The sequence below is a fragment of the Trichocoleus sp. Lan genome (assembly GCF_039961855.1).
GTDB lineage: Bacteria > Cyanobacteriota > Cyanobacteriia > Cyanobacteriales > FACHB-T130 > FACHB-T130.
In genome coordinates this window covers 16,743-38,150 of record NZ_JAMPKA010000008.1, presented here as the reverse complement: position 1 = coordinate 38,150, position 21,408 = coordinate 16,743, and the positions used below count along the sequence as shown (strand labels likewise).

Annotated in this window: 23 protein-coding genes; 9 read left to right on the top strand and 14 right to left on the bottom strand. The window is 47.6% G+C overall.

Features of this window, described 5'->3' with window-relative positions; translation table 11 throughout:
* The first annotated feature begins 429 nt into the window (after positions 1-429).
* Positions 430-2,637, top strand: coding sequence for a PAS domain-containing protein (locus NDA03_RS09095; RefSeq protein ID WP_348237870.1), 2,208 nt, complete (start codon positions 430-432; stop codon positions 2,635-2,637).
* Between the two features lie 111 nt (positions 2,638-2,748).
* Here the strand turns inward: NDA03_RS09095 and NDA03_RS09090 are convergent, their stop codons facing one another.
* A complete protein-coding gene (locus NDA03_RS09090; RefSeq protein WP_190525648.1) occupies positions 2,749-3,225 on the bottom strand; it encodes a peptidoglycan-binding protein in 477 nt (158 codons plus the stop codon).
* Positions 3,226-3,700: 475 nt separating this feature from the next.
* Here NDA03_RS09090 and NDA03_RS09085 point away from each other — a divergent pair, with 475 nt between their 5' ends.
* The gene (locus tag NDA03_RS09085; RefSeq protein WP_190525646.1) at positions 3,701-3,907 is read left to right on the top strand and encodes a hypothetical protein; all 207 of its coding nucleotides are present in this window, start codon (positions 3,701-3,703) and stop codon (positions 3,905-3,907) included.
* A 34-nt stretch (positions 3,908-3,941) separates the two neighbouring features.
* Here NDA03_RS09085 and NDA03_RS09080 read toward each other — a convergent pair whose 3' ends face one another.
* Both NDA03_RS09080 and NDA03_RS09075 read right to left on the bottom strand, forming a co-directional pair.
* Positions 3,942-4,619, bottom strand: coding sequence for a response regulator (locus NDA03_RS09080; protein WP_190428820.1), 678 nt, complete (start codon positions 4,617-4,619; stop codon positions 3,942-3,944).
* A gap of 184 nt (positions 4,620-4,803) precedes the next feature.
* Entirely contained in the window at positions 4,804-5,412 is a 609-nt protein-coding gene (locus NDA03_RS09075) for a hypothetical protein (protein ID WP_348237869.1), read from the bottom strand.
* Positions 5,413-5,593: 181 nt separating this feature from the next.
* Between NDA03_RS09075 and NDA03_RS09070 the strand changes: the two genes are divergently transcribed.
* From NDA03_RS09070 to NDA03_RS09055, 4 genes are all read left to right on the top strand, one after another.
* A complete protein-coding gene (locus tag NDA03_RS09070; RefSeq protein WP_190415708.1) occupies positions 5,594-5,941 on the top strand; it encodes a hypothetical protein in 348 nt (115 codons plus the stop codon).
* Positions 5,942-6,045: 104 nt separating this feature from the next.
* Positions 6,046-7,557, top strand: a complete 1,512-nt coding sequence (locus tag NDA03_RS09065) for an AAA family ATPase (RefSeq protein WP_190415355.1) — start codon at positions 6,046-6,048, stop codon at positions 7,555-7,557.
* 145 nt (positions 7,558-7,702) lie between these two features.
* Positions 7,703-8,056 carry a DUF1257 domain-containing protein gene (locus NDA03_RS09060; protein WP_190415354.1) on the top strand — a complete coding sequence of 118 codons (354 nt, stop codon included), beginning with the start codon at positions 7,703-7,705 and terminating at the stop codon, positions 8,054-8,056.
* A 142-nt stretch (positions 8,057-8,198) separates the two neighbouring features.
* Complete coding sequence (locus NDA03_RS09055; RefSeq protein ID WP_190415351.1) at positions 8,199-8,768, top strand: transposase; 570 nt, start codon at positions 8,199-8,201, stop codon at positions 8,766-8,768.
* A gap of 144 nt (positions 8,769-8,912) precedes the next feature.
* Here the strand turns inward: NDA03_RS09055 and NDA03_RS09050 are convergent, their stop codons facing one another.
* Entirely contained in the window at positions 8,913-9,068 is a 156-nt protein-coding gene (locus NDA03_RS09050) for a hypothetical protein (protein ID WP_190415349.1), read from the bottom strand.
* 78 nt (positions 9,069-9,146) lie between these two features.
* Here NDA03_RS09050 and NDA03_RS09045 point away from each other — a divergent pair, with 78 nt between their 5' ends.
* Positions 9,147-9,743, top strand: a complete 597-nt coding sequence (locus NDA03_RS09045; protein WP_190415347.1) for a COP23 domain-containing protein — start codon at positions 9,147-9,149, stop codon at positions 9,741-9,743.
* A 130-nt stretch (positions 9,744-9,873) separates the two neighbouring features.
* Here the strand turns inward: NDA03_RS09045 and NDA03_RS09040 are convergent, their stop codons facing one another.
* The 8 genes from NDA03_RS09040 to NDA03_RS09005 form a co-directional block, all read right to left on the bottom strand.
* Complete coding sequence (locus NDA03_RS09040) at positions 9,874-10,665, bottom strand: tetratricopeptide repeat protein (protein ID WP_348237928.1); 792 nt, start codon at positions 10,663-10,665, stop codon at positions 9,874-9,876.
* Positions 10,611-11,498, bottom strand: coding sequence for a serine protease (locus tag NDA03_RS09035; protein WP_348237868.1), 888 nt, complete (start codon positions 11,496-11,498; stop codon positions 10,611-10,613). The genes NDA03_RS09040 and NDA03_RS09035 overlap by 55 nt, the downstream gene beginning before the upstream one ends.
* 426 nt (positions 11,499-11,924) lie before the next feature.
* On the bottom strand, positions 11,925-12,053 hold the full coding sequence (locus tag NDA03_RS09030; protein WP_277877672.1) for a hypothetical protein: 129 nt from the start codon (positions 12,051-12,053) through the stop codon (positions 11,925-11,927).
* A 38-nt stretch (positions 12,054-12,091) separates the two neighbouring features.
* Positions 12,092-13,150 carry a 3-deoxy-7-phosphoheptulonate synthase gene (gene aroF, locus NDA03_RS09025; protein ID WP_190441324.1) on the bottom strand — a complete coding sequence of 353 codons (1,059 nt, stop codon included), beginning with the start codon at positions 13,148-13,150 and terminating at the stop codon, positions 12,092-12,094.
* A 233-nt stretch (positions 13,151-13,383) separates the two neighbouring features.
* The gene (locus NDA03_RS09020) at positions 13,384-13,848 is read right to left on the bottom strand and encodes a PAM68 family protein (RefSeq protein WP_348237867.1); all 465 of its coding nucleotides are present in this window, start codon (positions 13,846-13,848) and stop codon (positions 13,384-13,386) included.
* A 15-nt stretch (positions 13,849-13,863) separates the two neighbouring features.
* Complete coding sequence (gene rpsO / locus NDA03_RS09015; RefSeq protein WP_190415339.1) at positions 13,864-14,133, bottom strand: 30S ribosomal protein S15; 270 nt, start codon at positions 14,131-14,133, stop codon at positions 13,864-13,866.
* Between the two features lie 85 nt (positions 14,134-14,218).
* Complete coding sequence (ruvX, locus tag NDA03_RS09010; protein WP_242030640.1) at positions 14,219-14,734, bottom strand: Holliday junction resolvase RuvX; 516 nt, start codon at positions 14,732-14,734, stop codon at positions 14,219-14,221.
* Positions 14,697-15,983, bottom strand: coding sequence for a GNAT family N-acetyltransferase (locus NDA03_RS09005; RefSeq protein ID WP_190674147.1), 1,287 nt, complete (start codon positions 15,981-15,983; stop codon positions 14,697-14,699). The genes ruvX and NDA03_RS09005 overlap by 38 nt, the downstream gene beginning before the upstream one ends.
* 449 nt (positions 15,984-16,432) lie before the next feature.
* Here NDA03_RS09005 and cruF point away from each other — a divergent pair, with 449 nt between their 5' ends.
* Both cruF and cruG read left to right on the top strand, forming a co-directional pair.
* Positions 16,433-17,353, top strand: coding sequence for a gamma-carotene 1'-hydroxylase CruF (gene cruF / locus NDA03_RS09000; protein ID WP_348237866.1), 921 nt, complete (start codon positions 16,433-16,435; stop codon positions 17,351-17,353).
* Entirely contained in the window at positions 17,350-18,597 is a 1,248-nt protein-coding gene (gene cruG, locus NDA03_RS08995; protein WP_348237865.1) for a 2'-O-glycosyltransferase CruG, read from the top strand. Before cruF ends, cruG begins: the two co-directional genes overlap by 4 nt.
* 133 nt (positions 18,598-18,730) lie before the next feature.
* Here cruG and rnhA read toward each other — a convergent pair whose 3' ends face one another.
* Both rnhA and NDA03_RS08985 read right to left on the bottom strand, forming a co-directional pair.
* On the bottom strand, positions 18,731-19,609 hold the full coding sequence (gene rnhA / locus NDA03_RS08990; RefSeq protein ID WP_190537006.1) for a ribonuclease HI: 879 nt from the start codon (positions 19,607-19,609) through the stop codon (positions 18,731-18,733).
* An 82-nt stretch (positions 19,610-19,691) separates the two neighbouring features.
* Positions 19,692-21,296 carry a tetratricopeptide repeat protein gene (locus tag NDA03_RS08985; protein WP_348237864.1) on the bottom strand — a complete coding sequence of 535 codons (1,605 nt, stop codon included), beginning with the start codon at positions 21,294-21,296 and terminating at the stop codon, positions 19,692-19,694.
* Positions 21,297-21,408: the final 112 nt, after the last annotated feature.

The window sequence follows — 21,408 nt, the reverse complement described above, 5'->3', positions numbered from 1 at the left end:
AACCAATAACTAAAGCATGAGTAGAAATCACCCGATTGGGTGATTCGCTAGAAGAAAGTTTAATGCATTACTCCATCTTAAATTAGAAAATAAACCTTTGAGCGATCGCTCAATCGGTGAAAATAATTGAAAATTAAGTTTTGCTTGTTATCTTGGCAAAAAAATTATTACTTTCGATAGAAGAAAAAGATTAGGCTTTACATTTTCTGTGCCAGTTTTCTTACAATCACCTATGAACTGCATTTTTGAAGCAGGGATGGGAATACTAAAGGATGAAGGCTATAAAAAAATGAAAAACCAGAGAAGTTGAAAGTTACCGTAAAGCGTAGCTTTTCACACTTCGGAATTCATTTTTCAGGGTTTTTAGCCTGTTAATCTGGTGAAATTGTTGAAAAATGGTTGAGTTAAAAAGAAGTGAAGTAATTGCTAATGCCTGAATATCTAGAAGCCATCCGGGAGTGTTGTCGGGACGAAGCCGCCTTTGAAAAGCTCAAACAAATTCTGGCTGACGGCGAGATTGAAACGATTCAGAAAACGACAGACAAGCTCAGACAGCAAGAGTCGAGATTTCAAAGAATGGTTGCCAACATACCGGGCATGATTTACCAGTACCTGCGGTGCCCGGATGGTCGTGAGTCCATCGTCTGTGCCAGTCCCGGGTACCAAGAATTGTTTGAGTTAGAACCAGAAAATATTCAGGCGAATTTTCAACTGCTTAAGGATTTAATTCATCTCGACGATCTCAAAGGGTATGAAGAATCTGTAGATATTTCTGCCACCACGCTACAACCTTGGGCTTGGGAAGGTCGCATCGTCACGCCTACTGGCAAAATTAAGTGGGTACAATGCGCCTCCCGTCCGGAAAAGCAGGCGAACGGTGATATTCTCTGGGATGGCTTGCTGATGGAAGTGACAGAGCGCAAGCGAGCTGAAGCAGCACTAGAGCGAGAACGCAGATTATTTATCAGAGGGCCTGTTACAGTCTTCCGCTGGGTTGCCCAAGAAAATCGACCAGTGGAATATGTCTCGCCCAATATCAGTCAGTGGGGTTATCAACCGGATGACTTCATGAGTGGCAGGGTGACGTATGGTAGCGTTATTCATCCCGATGACTTAGCTCAAGTTGAGGCTCAGACTCAAGCGTATGATGCGGCTGGCTTAAATTTTCAGGAACAGGACTATCGCCTGATTCGCTCTGATGGTGAGGTGCGATGGGTTTATGAATTCACCAGCGTTGTCCGCAATGACCAAGGGAACATCACCCACTACGAAGGATATATTCTCGATATCACCAAGCGAAAGGAGGCGGAAGTCCAACTCCGGGCTGCGGGAGAACGCGATCGCGCTAGCATCTGCGCTCTGAGTGCGGCTCGCTTACTAGGAGAGATTGCGCTGAGAATTCGGCGATCGCTGGATCTCGATCAAATTCTCAACAACACCGTTCAGGAGGTTCGGCAATTTCTGCAAGCTGACCGAGTTTTCATCGCTCACTTAGATACCACTTCTCAAGGCAAAGTTGTAGCAGAATCAGTGGTACCGGATTGTCGATCGATTCTCGGCTGGGTGACAAGTGACCGTTACCTCAGAGAACTTAAATCTTTCTTTAAACAAGGTCAGGTTCAGGCAATTGATGATACAGAGAAAGTCGTTAAATCTCGCTTTCATACTGCCTACTACGCTCAATATCAAATTAAAGCCAGTTTATGCGTTCCCATTCTGGTGGGAAACGAGTTTTTTGGAATGTTGATCGCCAATCAATGCAGCGGATCGCGTCATTGGCAACAATTTGAAATTGAATTGCTCTGTTCGCTAGCAACCCAAGTCGCGATCGCCATCCAACAAGCACAACTTTACGAACAAGTATCCACTCTGAATACCTGTCTAGAGCGGACTGTCGAGGAGCGCACTGCCCAGTTACAGCAGGTAGTGGCAGAACTCCAAGAAATGAACCAACTCAAGGACGTTGTTTTACATACAGTTTCCCACGAACTCCGGACTTCGGTAATTGGAACTGTAATGGTGCTAAAAAATTTGCTCAATCAGCCATCGGAAAAAATCACTCTTTCTCGCTCAATTGTCGAGCGCATGATTCAAGGGAACGATCGGCAATTGGGAATGATTAATTCCTTGTTAGAAACTCACTCTAGCGAGGAAGAGGGCATTGTCCTCCATCGCGAGTCTGTTCAAATAAAGACTCTGTTTACAAAGATTCTCCAAGACTTAGAGCCAATGCTGTCGCAAAATCAAGCGACACTAACGAATCTCGTTTCCGCTGATTTACCCTTGGTTATAGTCGATCCGGCTCAGTTACAGCGAGTTTTAGAAAACTTATTCAACCATATTTTGAAGCATAATCCCCCTAAACTGAGCCTACAGCTGAGCGCCACCGTTGAGACTCAAAAACTGCGCTGTACGCTTCAGGATAACGGTAGCGGGATGAGCCAACAAGAGTGCGATCGCTTATTCGATCTTTATATCCGCGATCCCAGATCCAGTTGCTCAACTGGCACTGGTTTGAAATTGTATCTTTGCAAGCAAATTATCACAGCCCACGGCGGGGAAATTGGGGCGAATAGCAGTCCTGGATTGGGGACAACGTTATGGTTTACATTACCCCTAAATCGGGTTGCTTCTTAACCTTTTAGTTTTTGAAGTTATATCGAATCCGGTTAATTCATCAACCTTATAGAAAAATCTCTAGACGCCTCTCCATTCACGGAGCGGCGTCTAGAGAGGGAAGTTCCTTCTTTAGTGAGGAATCTTACTCAAAGCGTGCCAAGTGCGATCGCCAACAATTCCATCCGCTATTAAACCAGAGCGCTTTTGGAAAGAGCGCACCGCTGCATCTGTTGCTGGGCCGAAGTTTGGGCTAGTTGCAGCAGTAAAATCGCCAGTTGTCTGTAAAAGACGCTGAAGCGTGACTACGATTTGACCTTTGCTACCTTTTTGCAGCACCGGCATATTGACGGGCGCACCCTTGTAAAGCGCCTGCCAAGTTAGATTTCCCACGATTCCATCTTCTTTCAAAAAGACGCGGTGCTGGTAAGATTTCACTGCATTTTCAACGACGATATCGAAGATTCCATCAATGTCACCGTTATAAGTTCCCCAGCGAGTTAAAAGTCTTTGCAGTTCTTCAACCGATGCTCCTTGGGAACCGCGCTGAAGTACAGGTTTGTTGGTCTGGATGTTAGCATTTGCTTGAGTATTAATTGGAGCTTGCATGGTTAGTGTTCCTTGAAGTGATTTGGTGTTCCTTACACTTACCAAGGTAATGTTTAGCTCTCAGCTTCCACTTCACCCAACTAGCTCATTCTTTTGGATGATATTGATTCTTATCACCTTTTAAAAAAGCTTTTATCAATTGCTAATGTTTGTCCTTTTTTAAAATCATCCATTAGGATGAATCAAGAGCATGAGGTAGATAAAATAAATCATATGATTTAGATGATTACTGTTTTTTGAAACAGTTAAATTGTAGGGAAAGGATTTTTTAAAAGTATTGTTGACCATCTAAGTAGCTGGACACAATTAAACTAAAGACTTGTGAGTTAGCCGCCCTAACCTTGGCTTGGCAATCTTTCATCTAGCTTAAGACAGAATTGATGTTCACCCAGTTGGGTGAGACAAGCGGATGAAGTGCGATCGCTTCTAATCGTCTTAACCTGAGACCTGACACTGAATTCAAGGGTGCATGGTCATGTTGTCATTTTACTTATACGCTCGGCGCACGGGGCTTATTGTGATTCAGCCAGAGGCGATTACAAAAACTCCCCGTTTGACCAGCAGACAGTCTTTAATGGAACCAAAACCACAGGTTTCGACGCATCAACAGTCAGGTCAGTTTACGGAAAGTAGACATCAAATCGCACAACTTTATCACTTGGAGCGTCGGACATTTCTGTAGAAATACAATGAATCGCATTCCTACAGAATTTGGTTTACACCAGTCCAGAACGAAGCGCGACAACAGCTGCCTGAACCCGGTCATCGACAGACAGTTTGTTCATGATGCCACGGACATGGGTTTTGACCGTGTTGGGGCTGAGGTAGAGGGCGGCAGCAATCTCCGGATTGCTTTTGCCTTCTACCATTAATTTCAATACCTCTAACTCGCGCTGCGATAGCGTTGAAACACTGCCGGTCACTGAAGGCGGTTTAAGATGGTCAATTACTCGTCGTGCAATTTGCGGATCGAGGTAGGTAGCACCTTCTTGGGCGGCAGCGATCGCAGAGAGCAAGCGTTCTACACTGGCACCTTTGATGCAGTAAGCATCTGCACCACTAGAAAGGGCGGCAATAATCTCGGTTTCTGTCGTATGGGAGGTCAATACCACTACCCGGATATCAGGAAGCGCTGCCTTGATTTGCTGGGTGGCGGCAATTCCATCTAGTCTTGGCAGACCAATATCCATAACCACCAGATCCGGTTTCAGTTTAAGAGCAGCTTCAACGCCTAAATAGCCATCTTCGGCTTGTCCGACAATCGTGAACTGCGGATGAGCGGCTAATGACTGCTCCAAACCCAACTGCATCATGGGATCGTCTTCTACAATCAAAACTCGCAATGGCTTTGACTCGGTTGGTAGATTCTGGGGTGATTCTGTTTCGGAGGGCATGGAATTAAATGGCACTTTACACTTATGGTAAAACCACGCGGATTGGCAGGTAATTCGGATAAAGCGGATTTCCTCAGACCAATCCTAATCCCTTCCGGAATTTAAAAAGTAAAAGTTAAAATTAAAAATTGCCAAAGCCCTATATTTTTAGAGAATTTTGAGGTTTTATAGGATTTCGCGCTGATTACTGCCTGGAATCTCCCTCTCTTAACCTCTCTCCCTCTCTTCCTTCCACTTGCAAGGGGATGCTGTATTGTCCGGCAACATAATAGAAGAAGCGATAATAATTGGGAAATTGTTTAGAGGGCGATCGCCCCTGCCAGTAGTACCGTATCCTTCCCTGAATCAGTGTCAATCGCATCAAACTGATATCTGAACGTAGTTCTACATAAAGTTTTCCGGTAACTCCTTGTTGGGTAGTAAAGTTCTTCTGCGTGAATTGATGGGGAGTTTTTTGCCCTGATGGCGCAAGTTCAATTTCTGGCAAGCGATCGCCTGCCACTCCTAATATTTCCACCTCTGGGTCTTGAGGATCTCTAAAAGCTCGTCCATCCCGATTGTCTGGCATTGGCGCAGCAATCCAGGTACTGGGATAAGAAAACTCGAAGCTATAACGCGGGTTTTTATAAGTTTTCCAGGTTGGCGACTGGGTATCCGAGGCGCGACAACTCCACAGCATTACACAGAGTGCGATCGCATAAACAACAACACGCCAGTTGCAACAAGCTTCGACTCTCTGACTTCTAACAACCGATCTAGGACGCCGGACCCCTCTGGGAAGGTTATTTAGCAATGGACACCGAAACCCATCTCCGTTCTGCTTGCTTATATTCCTTACGCCAGTTCATCCGACTCTGCCGGAAAATATTAAGCAATGTAACAATATTGCCGTCATGCTGGCATGATGTCTTGACAGCCCGGAATAAGGCAGATAACCTGTGAAATATACCCGGGTAGAACAACTGAAAAGTTATATGCAAGACAAGCAAAAGGTTACGTTGTATCTTCCTCCAGGTCTCCATCGCCAGCTCAAAATTCGCTCAGCTGTTGACACGGAACCCATGTCAACAATTGTCGAAAGAGCGATCGTCTTCTACCTGGCTAACCCAGAAGTGGTTGATGAGGTAGAAGCAATCCAAGGAAGGACTCATCGAGTCTATTCCTGTCCGGAGTGTACTAGCTCTGTGGTACTGCGAGATGGAGAAATGGTTTCCCTGGATAATCAACCAGGTGTAATCGCTGAAGAGCTGACTACCCTTGAAAATGCCAGAGGTGAACTCGGCACGGATTCTCAGGGAGAAGAGGCGTTGGTTCCCTGTTAAAGTTCCAAATCCTCCAGACTGCTTGAATTCCTCGCTTGCTCACGTTGGTTGCGGTTGATAAATGTTTGGCTAGTGGTTGTGCCGTCTCTAATGGGTCGATAGATATGAAAGAAGAGCTAGATATTCTGGTTCAAGCTCAATACCCCCTCATCTACCTAGTAACTTCCGAAGAAGAGCGGGCGGAGCGAACAATTGCCAATATTGCTCAGACAAAATCCCTGGCTCGGCGCGTCTACATTTGGACTGTCACCCACGGTATAGTCGAGTACGGTCAACCCCGCCATATTACCCAGCACAACACCGTCTCCCCAGAGGCAGCGATTGAATGGGTAGTACGCCAAAGAGAGCCTGGTATCTTTATTTTCAAAGACTTACACCCCTTTATTGACTCACCAGCAACAACGCGGTGGCTGCGAGATGCGATCGCCAGCTTCAAAGGGACACAGAAAATTATCATTCTCATGTCACCCGTTCAGCAAATCCCCATTGAGCTGGAAAAGGAAGTCGTTGTTCTAGACTATCCTTTGCCAGATTTGGCAGAACTGAACCAAGTGCTATCTAGCCAGTTAGAGCAAACCCGTTCTCGCCGCACCACAACTGAAGTTCGGGAAAAACTGCTAAAAGCAACCTTGGGTCTGACGCGGGATGAAGCCGAAAAAGTTTATCGGAAAGCTTTCGTTAAAACCGGGCGTCTGACGGAAACAGAAGTCGATATTATTCTTTCTGAGAAAAAGCAGCTAATCCGCCGCAACGGCATCTTGGAATTTATCGAAGAAGATGAAACCATTGATTCGGTTGGCGGTTTAGAAGAGCTAAAGCGATGGCTGAGACAACGTTCCAATGCTTTTACAGAGAAAGCAAGGGAATACGGTCTGCCCCAACCCAAAGGGATGTTAATCCTAGGGGTACCGGGATGTGGCAAATCTCTCATTGCCAAAACGACTGCCCGCCTTTGGAGTCTGCCACTTCTGCGCCTAGATATGGGGCGAGTGTACGACGGCTCAATGGTGGGGCGCTCAGAAGCTAACTTGCGGAATGCCTTAAAAACGGCTGAATCAATTTCCCCAGCGATTCTGTTTATTGATGAACTGGATAAAGCATTTGCCGGTACTTCAGGGTCTGCTGACTCAGATGGCGGCACTTCCAGCCGCATCTTTGGTTCTTTCCTTACCTGGTTGCAAGAAAAAACGTCTCCGGTGTTCGTGATGGCAACTGCCAACCGGGTTGAACGTCTACCGGGTGAGTTTCTCCGCAAAGGACGCTTTGATGAGATTTTCTTTGTAGATTTGCCGACTGCGGAAGAACGCAAAGAGATTTTCAATATTCACCTTAGCAAGCGGAAGCGGGACATTTCTCGCTTTGACCTCGACCAGCTAGCTAAGGTATCGGATGGATTTTCCGGGGCAGAAATTGAGCAGGGATTGGTTGCGGCAATGTACGAAGCTTTTGCCCAAGACCGAGAATTTACCCAGCTTGATATCATCGCGGCAATAAAAGCTACTCTGCCGCTTTCCCGAACTATGAACGAGCAGGTAACGGCCCTGAGGGACTGGGCCAGACAGCGAGCGCGACCTGCTGCGTCCTCCGTCGCCGAGTATCAGCGACTGGAGTTCTAAAAGCTTTCTCCTGCTCCCAACAGGAGGAAAGGCTAGCAGTTTGCTAGCAGTTTGACAAAAAAAAGCCGCCCAGTAATGTGCCCAGGCGGCAGACTCACATCCACAAGTTGTCGTTTCTCTTAACTCTCTACTGGAGGAAATCCAAATGTCTCACTTTAGCACTCTGCGTACCAAAATCACCGATGCCGAAATCCTGAAAGCTTCTCTCCGCGACCTGGGTATCAGTGTTAAGACCGAAGCAGATGTTCGGGGTTATAACGGTCAGCGGGTTCGTTCTGACATCGTTGCAGTTCTGGAAGGCGAGTATGACCTCGGTTGGTCTCGCAACAGCGACGGTTCTTTCGACCTGATTGCTGACCTGTGGGGCGTCGCCAAGAAGCACAACCAAACCGAACTGATTAACTCGATTAATCAGAAGTATGCCGTGAACAAAACCTTGGCTGAAGTCAAGCAACGCGGTCTGCAAAATGCCAACGTCAAGTTGGTTGTGCAAAAGTAATTTGTGTGCGCGTTCCCAAGCTATCGGGTTAATCAACTTTAGGTTAGCCCGTTTTTCCTATCACCCAGCTCTAACTAGAGCTGGGTAATTTTTTTATGGGAGTAATGACAGAATAGCGGAGCGATCTCGTTGAGGCAGTAAAATGTCCTATAACCCAGACAAACACCATCGTCGCTCCATTCGCCTCAAGGGATATGATTATGGGCAAGTGGGTGCATATTATGTCACTATCTGCTGTTATCAAAGGCAATGTTTGTTAGGAGAAATTATAGATGGAGTAATGCACCCCAATCTCATAGGTGCAACTGTTGAGGCAGTTTGGAATAATTTACCTCATCATTTCCCTTTTATTGAACTCGATGCTTATGTTGTAATGCCTAATCACTTGCATGGGATTATTGTTATTAATGAAAGCGAAAATAATATTAGCAAGCGGGAATTATTAGGAAGTAAATCAAATTCTAAAAATAGCTTATTCAATGGAACTCAATCAGGTTCATTGGGAGCAATTATTCAAAGCTTTAAATCAACAGCAACACGCAGAGTTAATCGCGTCAATAGAAGTTCTAGCACATTATGGCAGCGCAATTATTATGAAGAGATTATCCGCAACGAAAAAGCATACGAAAACATCAGGCGTTACATCTTAGAAAATCCGTTAAATTGGGATGAAGACGAGGAAAATCTCATCAATAAATCACCAATCTTGTAGGGGCGAAGCATTCGGGCGATACCTTATGAAACCCACCGTAAATCCTTATACCCGAAAGCTTCGCCCTTTCCTGTGACAGGGCGAAGTCAGTACATATAAATTATCTGTGAGGCAGGGCGAAGCTTTCGGGTAGATCAATTATCGTCAATAGCCTATTTTTTCGCCCGAATGCTTCGCCCCTACAAAGATGGAATGCGATCGCATTCTCCGAAATTTTATCGCTTGACAAATTAACCCGCGCAGGCTGGTTTCGTCTATGTAGACGCGGTTTATAACTGCCAAGTTTTGCAATCTCTTCATAAACCCTCCTTTAGATAGGTGTATAGATAAGTTATCTTAGAAACATCAAGATCTCTACGGGGTTTTGGAACAAGTCGTATGTCTTTAGCAAAAGCAGGTTTGGTGGTAACGATTATCGGTGTTTTGATTGGTGCTGCTGCCTTTGCAAACGATGTTATTAATAACAAGAAGCCGCCGTTACTATTCAGCGGAAAAAATGACCGCTTTACTTGCGAACTCCGACCTTACTCCGAGGAAGGTGAAATTTGGACAGTGGTTTATCATAACGACAAAGAGGTGCAACCTTGGCTGAGAATGGTAAACACCTTTGGTGATGAGTGGAATACTCCAAAACGTTGTGGCGAGATTGAAAGTCGTTTGGAAAATTATCGCCAAGATGGTCTGGTTGAATTTAGTTATCGCGATGATCCCACAACTCCCAGTCAATCTGTTATCTGTGCCAAAACTAAACTGAGTGGCGACAATTGTCCCCTATTGGTGACGCTGGATGTTGGTGTTGATCCCTATAAGTCTCTGAGCAAGATGATTGAGGCTTTAGAGAATAAGAATACTGTGGATCAAAACAGTAACGGTGAACCATCTACTTCTCTGTTGTCCCCAGCTTCGCCGTCTGTTCATTTGGGAAACTTTTTGGCAGATGAGGATCTGAAAGCTGGAGAAACTGCTAAAAAATAATCTGCTGTGACTGGGACAACATAGCTACTTATAACTATTCCGCATACCGCATAGGCGCTAATTGAGAAAATCCGAAGCTGCTGTCTGTGACAAGTTATAAGTTTAGCGATGTTGTCCTAATAAATTTCCGCTATTTTGAGCGTCCTAACGGAGTTAGTAACTTCTTACGATTATTTATTGCTAATTGGAAGTCAGGCTTGAATTGAATCGCTTTGTCATAAGATGCGATCGCCTCTTGGTACTGTTCCAACGCCACTAGCGCATTGCCTCGGTTCTGCCAAGCTTCATGCTTGTCAGGCTTGAATTGAATCGCTTTGTCATAAGATGCGATCTCCTCTTGGTACTGTTCCAACTTCCTTAGCGCAATGCCTCGGTTATACCAAGCTTCATGCTTGTCAGGCTTGAATTGAATCGCTTTGTCATAGGATGCGATCTCCTCATCGTACCGTTGCAACTCCCCTAGCGCCACGCCTCGGTTATACCAAGCTTCATGCTTGTCAGGCTTGAATTGAATCGCTTTGTCATAGGATGCGATCTCCTCATCATACCGTTGCAACTCCCCTAGCGCCGCGCCTCGGTTATACCAAGCTTCATGGAAGTCAGGCTTGAATTGAATCGCTTTGTCATAGGATGCGATCTCCTCTTGATACTGTTTCAACTCCTCTAGCGCAATGCCTCGACCAGTCCAAGCTTCATGCTTGTCAGGCTTGATTTGAATCGCTTTGTCATAAGATGCGATCGCCTCTTGGTACTGTTCCAACTTCCTTAGCGCAATGCCTCGACCAGTCCAAGCTTCATGCTTGTCAGGCTTGATTTGAATCGCTTTGTCATAGGATGCGATCGCCTCTTGGTACTGTTTCAACTCCCCTAGCGCCACGCCTCGGTTATGCCAAGCTTCATGGTAGTCAGGCTTGATTTGAATTGCTTTGTCATAGTCAATAACCGCTTCTTTGTAGCGTTCGGAGGAAACAAATCATTGCCGCTATTCAACAACTCTTCCGCATTTGTTGTCGCCGCCGCTTCGGCAAGCATCTTGGAAAGATTTACCTTATAGGTATTGCTAGGGATGCCCCATTTAAAAGTATTTTGTGCGTCCCCATCAGCGGAATTTACATTTTGTGCAGACTGCTGTTCTGGCGGCAGATTTCCGTTCGTGAGTTCTGCCTTTTTAACAAGTTCTCTCTCGCTGGGTCCATGAACTGCAATTATCTTCCCTGCTGTATTTACCACCGGCCCCCCACTCATTCCCCCAGCGGTTATAACAGGGTAGGAAATCCCATAGCCATCAGATAGCTTGCCAAGTGCTGACACCGTACCCGGTACAAACTGCTGTGCCGAAGAACCACCAGGAAAACCAGTAATGTAGATGCCGTCTCCCACGTTCACTGTGTCTGAGTCGCCCAATTCAAGGGCTTTATAAGGGCAGTTTTCGCTACCTGGATCGAAGGTGATGAGTGCTAAATCTTGATTGGGGAAGTTTTGAATAGTCGCCGAGTTCCAAAATTTTCTATCGTTGGTTTGCAGCTTCAATTGACTACTGGGTGCCACCACATGACGCGCTGTGAGTACGGTGCAGACTTTCTTTTCTCCCGACACGAAAAAGCCGCTGCCATTTCCTTGTGCGTCTGCGTAGGTAATCAGAACTACACTGTTTCCGACTTGCTTGGCAATCTCTCCAGATGTGAGTTGTTTAGTACAGCCGGACGTTAAGAAAGCGATGAAACCAGAAGCAATCAACCAACGCCAAGACACCATATCCCACCTACAGAACTTAGCTTTTAAGATGTCCGCAGCCTGTAGGCTGGGGTTACACAAACAAAGCCTGACAAAAGCAGGCTTGTCGTATTGTTCTTTATTGTTGTGGCATCAAAAACCTATCTGAGGGTAGAGGAAAGCGATCGCATTTTGCGAATTCAATTTCTGCAACCAAAGTAAAACCCGCGAAGGCGGGTTATCAGAGTCTGCGAAGGCGGACTTTGTTTGTGTAGACGCGGTTTCAACCGCCCAGTGGTTGATAAGCTGGCACATTTTCGGAAAAATGTTAAATCTCATTCAGGAGCGATCACATTCCAGAACTAATCAAAGGTAGCGATCGCATTCCCAATACCTCTGGCATCAGACTTGATCCCCCGCCTGCGGCGACCCCCTTAATAAAGGGGTTTTGAAGAATCTAGCCGCCTTTTAAAGGGAGGTTGGGGGATGTACTGGGAGCGATCGCATTCCATCACTAATCAAAAGTAGCGATCGCATTCCATCACTAATCAAAAGTAGCGATCGCATTCCAAAACTAATCAACAGTAGCGATCGCATCCATAAAAAAGGGTGAGCCTTTGCCCACCCTTGTAACTCTAAGCTAATGCAACAGCAGGTTCAGGCCAACGACCTACAGCTTTACCAATTACAGACATCTCTAGCATCAGGCGGTCGAAACGCTCTGGTGTCAGAGATTGAGGGCCGTCTGAAAGGGCTTTCTTCGGGTTGGGGTGGACTTCAATCATCAACGAGTCAGCACCAGCAGCGATAGATGCCATCGCCATCGCAGGCACGTATTCAGACTTACCTGTACCGTGACTGGGGTCAATCATAATTGGTAGGTGAGTCAAAGTTCTCAGCACCGGAATTGCCGACAAATCCAGCGTATTCCGCGCATATTGACGGTCAAAGGTGCGGATACCGCGTTCGCACAAAATCACGTTCGGGTTGCCAGCAGCCATAATATACTCCGCCGCCATCAACCAATCTTCAATCGTCGCCGCCATTCCCCGCTTCAGCAGCACAGGCTTTTCTTGCGCCCCTACTTTCTTCAACAGGGAGAAATTTTGCATATTTCTGGCACCGATTTGGATCACGTCGGCAAATTCTGCCACCACATCCAATTCAGGGCTATCCATCAGTTCTGTAATAATGCCCAAGCCTGTCGCTTCCCGCGCCGCCGCTAGCAAATTCAAGGCACTCTCACCGTGTCCTTGGAATGCATAGGGCGAAGTCCGAGGCTTATAGGCACCGCCGCGCAAAAACTGCGCTCCCGCCGCCTTAACTCGACGTGCAGTTTCAATAATCATTTCTTCGTTTTCGACCGAACAAGGGCCAGCCACAACCACTAAAGGATGGTGTTCGCCAAAAGTGACATTACCGTTAGGCGTTGATACCACAACGTCACTAGCTTCACCGTGACGATAATCGCGGCTTGCCCGTTTAAAGGGCTGCTCAACTCGCAGAACCTGTTCAACCCAAGGGCTAATTTCTTGCATCTGGAGGGGATCTAAGTCAGCCGTCTCACCAACCAGACCTAATACCACCTTGTGCTTCCCAACTATTTTTTCTGGTGTCAGTCCCCAAGTACCGAGTTCGGCGCTAACGCGCTCAATCTCAACCTCTGGAGTGCCAGCTTTCATGACTACAATCATTTTTCCAAATCCATAATTCGGTTGTTTATCTGCCGAATATCTCCTTTTTCAAAAGTCACCAGAGATAATACTTCTCTAGCTTTGCCTAGATAGACCGCCGAGTTTATCTCTCCAGCAAAAAATGAAAATAGCCTGGGGTTCAAACCCCAGGAAAGAGCGAGACCGATGGCAATCGTTCTCTAAACAACTTATAAGTAAAACTCACCTTTGAACTGCTGGTATTTGCGCGGGATTTATGAATCCTTTTGCCCAGCAGAGCGCCATGCTGCTGTCATCCGTCCCCAGTTCGTGGTGAACTCGTTCCAGCCGATTTTACTACCCGGTCTCTCTTCGTCCCAGGAGGCTGAGAGAACCCCGTAACTTAATCCCAGAACGCCCAACCCAAAGAAGCCCATACTCACAAGTACAACTGCGGCGTTGGGCAACTTGAACCAGTGCTGGCTAACCACGACATAACTGACAATAAAAGTCAAAATGCCTAAAGCGCTAGGAATCCCACAAAAAAGAGCCATCCGGCGAGCCATGCGTTTGCTCACCACCTCTGGGACTGCCGAAGATTCGAGCTTTCTTGGAGAGGGCTCTTGACCTTCCTTTTTGGCAGTGCTTGGGGCTGTTGGTTGGTTTTTCGCTGGTTTTTTGCGATTCTTCTTAGCGGGTTCAAACGGTAAGCGATTCCGTTGGGATTCTTCTGAAGACATAAGTTTATCGGCGGTTTAACCGCGAATACCCAGGCGACCAATCAAGGCTTGATAGCGGGGTCTATCTTCCTTTTGCAGGTAGGACAGGAGACGCTTTCTGGTACCAATCATTGTCAACAAACCTCGCCGGGAAGCATGATCCTTCTTGTTGGCTTTGAGGTGAGTGCTGAGACGATTGATGCGTTCTGTCAGCATCGCAATTTGGAGATCCGTCGAGCCAGTATCAGTTTCGTGAACCTGATACTCCGTCATAATTTCGTGTTTACGCTGTTGCGGCAGAGTCATGGATAAAGTCTATTTTTAGAATGCAGCAATCTCTCATATTATCATCTGATTTGGAAATCGGTGATGGAGAATCGGGAATTGCGAATCAATTGGGAATTTCCGATGTCTCTGCCTGTGTCTGTATCTGTGCGCCAGACGCGATATAGGTTGTTTCTACAAGTTGCTTTGCGACTTTGTTTGCGGCTCGACGTTCATCTAACCAGCGTTGCAAAATCAAAGCTGCCGCCTTGCGGTCAATTAGAGGTTTATTTTGGGAGAGCGATCGCCTTTCTGTTTTCAGCAGTTCCTCTGCCTCATAAGACGTGAGCCGCTCATCCATATATTCCAGCGGTAACTGGAGAGCCGCTGCCACTCTTGTCGCAAATTTCTGCACCTGCTGCGCCTGAAATCCTAGGGTTCCATCCATCGCATAGGGTAAGCCGATGACCAGAACTTGCACTTGTCGCTCCTCAACCAGGCGTCGCAGTTGCTCCATATCCCGCTCAAAGGAAGTGCGTTCGATCGTAGCGATTCCGGTGGCAATCAATCCAGTGCCATCGCAGCCAGCTACCCCAACCCGCTTTTTACCGACATCCAAACCCAGTGCCGAGATTCTCTCCATTCTCTTCTCCCCGCTCTGTGCGGCTAGCTTTCGTGGCATCAAGGGATTGGGAATTTAGCACGATTCCCCCTTTTGGAGGCAACGCCACAGAGGACGATAAATCCTTCTGCGGTTCTACCTGCGGCTTCTTATGCTTTGACTTCAGCCAAGACATCCGCCCCGGTACTGCTTTGCGAGCGGGTTGGAGACCCTGAAGCATTTCCGCCAACTGTAGCCCTTCTAGGGAAATGGGCTTTGCCTCCCGTAGCTTGTGCCACACAGAACGAGACATCAGGAGCGAGTGGGAAATTCGTTCTGCCCCCAATTGTTCCAAATATTCTTCTCGTTCTGGCTGATAGTCGGCTGAAGCCAGTTGTAAGGACTGGGAAGGGTAATCCTTAGCCATCCGAGCCATTTGGGAAAGTAGCTCCGGGTATAACCAAGTGTAGGCTGGGTGTACGGTCAACTCAGCGACATGGGGTTGGGAGCCATCGCGGGACAGAAAAATTTGAAAATAGCCAATTGCTGCCTTGCGCTGCGGTTCAAATACGTAACCACTAACGCTAACCGTCTTGCCAATCCATTGCTTCAAGCTGGTGAGAAACCCGCCAGCGAAGCTAGTTTTGAAGTCATGGATGTGACGGTCATAAACTTGGCGTAGCAGCGGTGGCATTGACACCGTATCGAGTTGATAGAGTAACTGGGCATCAGCATTGCTGACTGGGAGAAGATTGGGTAAATCCGGTTCGCGCTCTTGCAGTGACGAAAGCAGCTCTGGAGCGATCGCCCAATAAGTCAGCTGAGCCAAAGGTTGAAACCCATTCTGGCGGTAAAGAGCCAGTGTTGCTTTGTTGTTAACATTGACTTCCAACACCCAGGTACGCGCTTCCAAGATTGACTCAAAGCAATAACGTAAAAGCTGCGAGCCAACTTCCGCCGGTACCCCTGTCTCCAAAACTACCTGCTCAACCCGCCAAGTGCTGCGCGTGCGGTTGAACGGTGAAACCTGGATCGTACCGCGAACTTGGTTATCCTGCTCCGCGACATAAACGCAAAAAGTGTGCTGACAAGGATTGGGAAACCAGCTCAAGAACTTCAGCGGGCCAAACCAGGGTCGAATTTGATGAACTTTTCTACCCAGATTGTCCGTTGAGTAAATTTGGTCTCCTGCGTCAAAATCTTCTGCGGCTAGCCGTTCCAGCGCATCTAGATCGCGGTATTGAACGGGACGGATCGCAATTTTGGTTTCTTTAGGCAGAAATGAAGTCATGTTAAGTACATGCGCCATGAAGCCGATAGGGTCGACCGAGCTGCTCTTGGAGAGCAAGCCCAGCTTAAAAACGCAACCAATAGGTTTTTAGTGAAAAAGCCTTTTAAGTGTTGCTGCCAATATCTTAACTGCTTTCCCCTACTGACCGCCGACCAGGAAGAGCCAAAAGCCGACTGGCGAAGAATTTATTTGATTGTCGTTTTTTTCTTTCTAAGTCCTTCTCTGGAAGTCTGGAGTCCAGCAGCAGCCTTGAACTTCGGAATATTCCAAAGGTTGATCGAGGTCGCTGTGCTAACGGGTGAATTGGACTTCTGACACGAGATTGGGAGACTTCCAACTAAATTTGGACTCTTAAGCCACGACTAACGACGACAGCCGCACAAGCATGGGGTTATTTGACAAACATTTGTAAACTACTATTAAGAACATACAGAAGTAAGAATTCTGCAATGAAGCAACTTGTCACTGTCGAGCGTTTCTGCCTGATTGGTCATATTGTAACGATGGTTTTTGGACTGGCGGGGCTGGTGCTGGTCGTACCCCATCCTGAAATAATTATGAGTTTAGGGGAGACTGGGCAGACTGCATTCCAGTGGAGTATGACTTGGGGTGGCGTGGTGAATATCGTCTTGGGAACGGTCGCCGTTGCCATTTATGCCTATAGAAAGTTAGGACTGTGGCACTGGCTGACTTTCATGTTGCCTGCGGTGTGCCTGTCCTTGGGAAGCGAATTACTGGGAACCAGTACAGGCTTTCCATTTGGTGACTACAGCTACCTGAACGGCTTGGGGTATAAGATTGGTGGACTGGTACCTTTTACCATTCCCTTGTCCTGGTTTTATATGGGATTGGTTTCTTATTTAATTGCCTGCGCGGGTCTAAAAACTCGGCAACATCCGAGCTTGGTTCGCTATGTGGGCGCGATCGCTGTAGCTGCTATGATGTTCACCTCTTGGGACTTTGCGCTGGAGCCAGCGATGAGTCAAACAATGGTCCCTTTTTGGTATTGGGAACAGCCAGGAGCCTTCTTTGGCACACCTTACGGAAACTATGCCGGTTGGTTTGGCACTAGCTCGCTCTTTATCGGTGTGGGAGCAATATTGTGGAGAAAGACGCCAATTTTATTGGATCGTTCTGGGCTAGGTTTCCCGCTCATCATCTATCTAAGTAACTTTGGTTATGCAGCCGGATTGAGCTTGGCAGCTGGGTATTGGATACCCGTCTCCTTGGGCGTTCTGGTCGGTGTCATTCCCACTTTGACCCTCTGGCAAATGGCACAACCCGCAGAGATTCGCGAATCCACAGCGGAAACTGCTGCGAGTTTGAAGCCAGAAATTCCAGTGACTCAAGTCAAAGTGGCGGTGAAGTGAACGTCGATTGGTTAACACTCCAGAGCGCACTATCGCTGCTGCTGCTACTCGTTCAGGCACCAGCAGTAGCGATCCTGCTCTCGCGTCTATTGAAAGGGCCGTCTCGGCGATCGCCTATTCAACCCGACACTACCACGCCTGAACTCTTAGGTGCTGTGAGTGTCGTGGTTCCGACTTTAAATGAAGCAGAGCGAATTAGCCCAGCGCTGGCTGGGCTAACCCGCCAAAGCTACGAAGTCCGGGAGATTATCGTTGTTGATAGTCGCTCCCAGGATGGAACTCCAGAGTTAGTTAAAGCGGCACAGCAGCAAGATCCCCGGTTTCGTTTAATGACCGATGACCCTTTACCGCCTAGTTGGGTAGGGCGTCCTTGGGCTTTACATACCGGATTTTTGCACACTAGCGAACAGAGCGAGTGGATTTTGGGAATGGATGCCGATACTCAGGCGATTCCCGGTTTGGTTGCCGGTTTGCTCAGGACAGCGGAAGAAGAGGGCTATGACCTAATTTCCCTGTCGCCGCAATTTATCTTGAAATATCCAGGGGAGTGGTGGCTGCAACCAGCACTCTTGATGACCCTGCTTTACCGATTCGATCCAGCGGGTACAAATACCCAAGATCCGGAGCGGGTAATGGCGAACGGTCAGTGTTTCCTGTGCCGTCGCTCTGTTTTGGAGGCTGTAGGGGGTTATACCAGCGCCCGGAGTTCTTTTTGCGACGATGTGACCCTTGCCCGCAATATTGCCTCCCGTGGGTTCAAGGTGGGCTTTCTGGATGGAGCCAAGGTTTTGAAGGTGCGGATGTATGAGGGCGCAGCCGAAACTTGGAAAGAGTGGGGGCGATCGCTTGACCTAAAAGACGCTGCTTCCAGGGGTCAGATATGGGGGGATTTGTGGCTGCTATTCGCCGTTCAGGGTTTACCTTTACCTGCGTCCTTGGTTTTGCTCAGCTGGCTGCTGATGGGAACTTCGACACTCCCAGTGGTGGCTGCTGTCGGGTTAAATTTATTTCTGCTATTGATTCGGTTTGCGTTGCTACTCGCGATCGCGCCGTCTTATGAAAGCAAAGTACAATCCCCCGGCTTTCGGGGATCGGAAACAGGTAAACGGGAAAGGAACTTTGACTTTTTACTTTTACCTGTTTACTTTTATCTTTCCCCTCTGGCAGATCCTTTGGCCGTGCTGCGGATTTTTCTGTCTGCTATCCGTACTCCTAAGCAGTGGCGTGGTCGGAGTTATGGATAGTTTTGAGTTTTCAAGCAAAGGGGGAATGGGAGTGATGAGTCTTGGATTTTGAGTCATCAGAGAGTTCTTTAAATTCAAAAATCAAAACTCAAAACTCACAACTTTTTCCCACTTCCCCAAAACCAAAACTCATTTAAGAATCGAAATTACTGTTAACCGCATCCACCCGTTCTAGCTGCCAGAGAATTTGATTGCCTTCGCGGCGAACCCGCGACACAATCCAATTGCGCCATCCCCAGTGGTCTCCGCGACTGGTGACAGCGCTGGCATTGACATCCATCAAGTCAGCTAATTCAGAGCTAGTAATTAGGTAGCCTTTAGCAGCAATTTCATCAGCCACGTGGAGAGTTTCTATCAGATTACGCAGCTGGGCGACTCTCACCTCACGGGGCAGATTGTCCTGAGAATCAAGAGCAGATGGAGTAGTAGAATCTACCATGACTAGGCCGAGGTTAGGAGGGTCAGAAGATAAGTCACTCGATTGTATCGTTTTGTTATCAATAGAATTAGTGGCGGGTGAAACAATTGACTCTTCTGCTACGGGTTGTTGCAACGCAGGAGTCTTCCCCGTCGCAAAAGCCCGCGCGATCGCATCGCATCGCTCATTCCCCTCATTTCCTGCGTGACCCCGGACATACCGCCACTCGATCCGGGGAAGATTGAGTTCATCGAGTATTTCCCAGAGGTCTTGGTTGAGGACGGGTTTCCCTTCTGCTGTCTTCCAACCCTTCTTTTTCCAACCTTTCACCCATTTGGTAACACCGTTTTTCAGGTATTCACTATCGGTGTAGAGGGTGATGGGTTCTTGTTGTCCGAGGCCGTTCACGAGTTTCAATGCGCCGATTGCGGCTTGCATTTCCATTCGATTATTAGTGGTTGCCGGATCGGCGTCGCCCATTTCATAGACCGAACCATCGGTGAAATAGACAACAACACCCCAGCCTCCAGGACCTGGGTTGCCGACGCAGGCACCATCGGTATAGATACTTTGGATTGTCCGAGTCAAGGGCATGAAAGTGGTTTTGCGAGGTTGAATGGTTATTGTACAAAAAACGGGCAGCCCCAAGCGAGGGAAAGCTGCCCTGTCAGATTATTCAGGATTCTTCAGAGGGTCGTCCTAAAGATTGCTGGAGTTGCAGAAGGTCTTGCAAAATCTCTTGATGCAACTCTGGAAAATCGGCTTCGGGGAGGCTTGATAGCACCTGTTCGTACTCGATTATGGCTTTTTGGCGCAACGGATTGGGTTCTGGATTCACTTGCGATCGCTCATAGTAAGCATTGCCGATTGCTTGATGCAATCTGCCCCAACCTTCTGGGTTATTGTCTTGAGAAACGTACTTTAAACCTTCCTCGTAGCTTGCCAATTGCCCTTCATCGCCGCGCTGGTTCAAGGCTGGATTATTTTGAGCGACCTTACTTAAGGAACTCAGTAAGGGGTCCAAACTCGCTGAAAGAAGCGCCGACTTGCCGCGACCGATCCAGGAGTCCCAGTCATCCAGTTTGAGTTGCAAAGCTTGGTCGTAGCTGGCGATCGCTTCCTCATATCTAGCTAAGCGGTGTAGGGTCTCGCCTCTTACCATCCAGACTTCTGAATAGTTGGGTTGGAGTTGCAGAACCCGGTCAAAACTAGCCAGCGCTTCCTCATAGCGGTTCAAGTTTTCTAGCGCTAATCCCCGATTGTAGAAGGCTTCTGGGTCGTTTGCTTTAATTTCTACTGCCTTGTCGAAGCTAGCGATCGCTTCTTCTAAACGGTCTAAGTCCTGGAAAGTATTGCCTTGGTTGTTCCAAGCTTCGTAAAAGTCGGGTTTAATTTCTATCGCCTTGCTAAAGCTGGCGATCGCATCTTGCAACTGTCCTAAATTTTTCTGCATCACGCCTCGGTTGTTCCAGGCGATATAATTATCCGGGCTAAGCGCTAAGCAACGATCGTAGCTAGCGATCGCATCTGACAATTCTCCAGCACTGGCTTGCTGATTGCCTTGATTAAACCAAGCTTCGGCTTCCTCTGCACTCGATGGATTTTCTGCTTCCTCGGCACTGGATGGATTTGCCGCATTGAATTGATTCATCAATGCTTGCACAATGACTTGTGGATCGGTCGTCTCAATTTGCAGTTGCTCGGAAATTTGCTGAAGTAAACCGCTATCCTGCTGCAACATTACCAACAACTCATCCAGGGTGACTGTTTTGAGTTCTCCGCCTTCCTCCCCTTCCTCACTAACTGCGGGGACTTCCTCCTCCGGCGCGTCGAACTCCTCGTATTCATAGATAGAAGAGACGGGTGGGGGGTTTACTGCTCGTGCCGGAGCGTTTCTCGTCAGCAGTTGCATCCCAATATCATAAGAAACTTCCCCGATTTCTCCGCACCCCACCTGACCAAGCTGCACCATTCGCGCCGCTAACTCATTATTAGGTGCAGGGGAAGCCAATAATCTTTCCCCAAAGCGGTTCAGCCACCCCACCCATAGGGATGATTGACCGCGATCGCCCAGAGACTCAAAAAATCGTAAAACCCGGTCTTGCTGCCAGCCATGCGCGACTCCTTCGAGCAGTTGGCTGTACAAAAATTCATAATCTGTATCCGTCAGGGGTTTAGGGGGTTCCGAGCGAACCGAGGCGGGTGTTGGGTTTCGCCTGCCGCCCGTTCCAAATAAACGCTGAAACCACCTTACCAGCGATCGCCATAGTTGCTTGAGCATTTGCTAGAGTCCCCCCGCCCTTACTTTCTCAGATTTTATCTAACGGGCTTGAACAGTTTACTGGCTATTATGAGCTTTTGATCGGTTAACCGTAATGTTTGCTTTCCAGAAA

Bases quoted from the DNA above. Each gene is read 5' to 3' on its own strand.
- NDA03_RS09095 (WP_348237870.1), top strand. From the start codon at position 430: ATGCCTGAATATCTAGAAGCCATCCGGGAGTGTTGTCGGGACGAAGCC.
- NDA03_RS09090 (WP_190525648.1), bottom strand. From the start codon at position 3,225: ATGCAAGCTCCAATTAATACTCAAGCAAATGCTAACATCCAGACCAAC.
- NDA03_RS09085 (WP_190525646.1), top strand. From the start codon at position 3,701: ATGTTGTCATTTTACTTATACGCTCGGCGCACGGGGCTTATTGTGATT.
- NDA03_RS09080 (WP_190428820.1), bottom strand. From the start codon at position 4,619: ATGCCCTCCGAAACAGAATCACCCCAGAATCTACCAACCGAGTCAAAG.
- NDA03_RS09070 (WP_190415708.1), top strand. From the start codon at position 5,594: ATGCAAGACAAGCAAAAGGTTACGTTGTATCTTCCTCCAGGTCTCCAT.
- NDA03_RS09065 (WP_190415355.1), top strand. From the start codon at position 6,046: ATGAAAGAAGAGCTAGATATTCTGGTTCAAGCTCAATACCCCCTCATC.
- NDA03_RS09060 (WP_190415354.1), top strand. From the start codon at position 7,703: ATGTCTCACTTTAGCACTCTGCGTACCAAAATCACCGATGCCGAAATC.
- NDA03_RS09055 (WP_190415351.1), top strand. From the start codon at position 8,199: ATGTCCTATAACCCAGACAAACACCATCGTCGCTCCATTCGCCTCAAG.
- NDA03_RS09050 (WP_190415349.1), bottom strand. From the start codon at position 9,068: ATGAAGAGATTGCAAAACTTGGCAGTTATAAACCGCGTCTACATAGAC.
- NDA03_RS09045 (WP_190415347.1), top strand. From the start codon at position 9,147: ATGTCTTTAGCAAAAGCAGGTTTGGTGGTAACGATTATCGGTGTTTTG.
- NDA03_RS09035 (WP_348237868.1), bottom strand. From the start codon at position 11,498: ATGGTGTCTTGGCGTTGGTTGATTGCTTCTGGTTTCATCGCTTTCTTA.
- NDA03_RS09030 (WP_277877672.1), bottom strand. From the start codon at position 12,053: ATGCGATCGCTACTGTTGATTAGTTTTGGAATGCGATCGCTACTTTTG.
- aroF (WP_190441324.1), bottom strand. From the start codon at position 13,150: ATGATTGTAGTCATGAAAGCTGGCACTCCAGAGGTTGAGATTGAGCGC.
- NDA03_RS09020 (WP_348237867.1), bottom strand. From the start codon at position 13,848: ATGTCTTCAGAAGAATCCCAACGGAATCGCTTACCGTTTGAACCCGCT.
- rpsO (WP_190415339.1), bottom strand. From the start codon at position 14,133: ATGACTCTGCCGCAACAGCGTAAACACGAAATTATGACGGAGTATCAG.
- ruvX (WP_242030640.1), bottom strand. From the start codon at position 14,734: ATGGAGAGAATCTCGGCACTGGGTTTGGATGTCGGTAAAAAGCGGGTT.
- NDA03_RS09005 (WP_190674147.1), bottom strand. From the start codon at position 15,983: ATGACTTCATTTCTGCCTAAAGAAACCAAAATTGCGATCCGTCCCGTT.
- cruF (WP_348237866.1), top strand. From the start codon at position 16,433: ATGAAGCAACTTGTCACTGTCGAGCGTTTCTGCCTGATTGGTCATATT.
- rnhA (WP_190537006.1), bottom strand. From the start codon at position 19,609: ATGCCCTTGACTCGGACAATCCAAAGTATCTATACCGATGGTGCCTGC.
- NDA03_RS08985 (WP_348237864.1), bottom strand. From the start codon at position 21,296: ATGCTCAAGCAACTATGGCGATCGCTGGTAAGGTGGTTTCAGCGTTTA.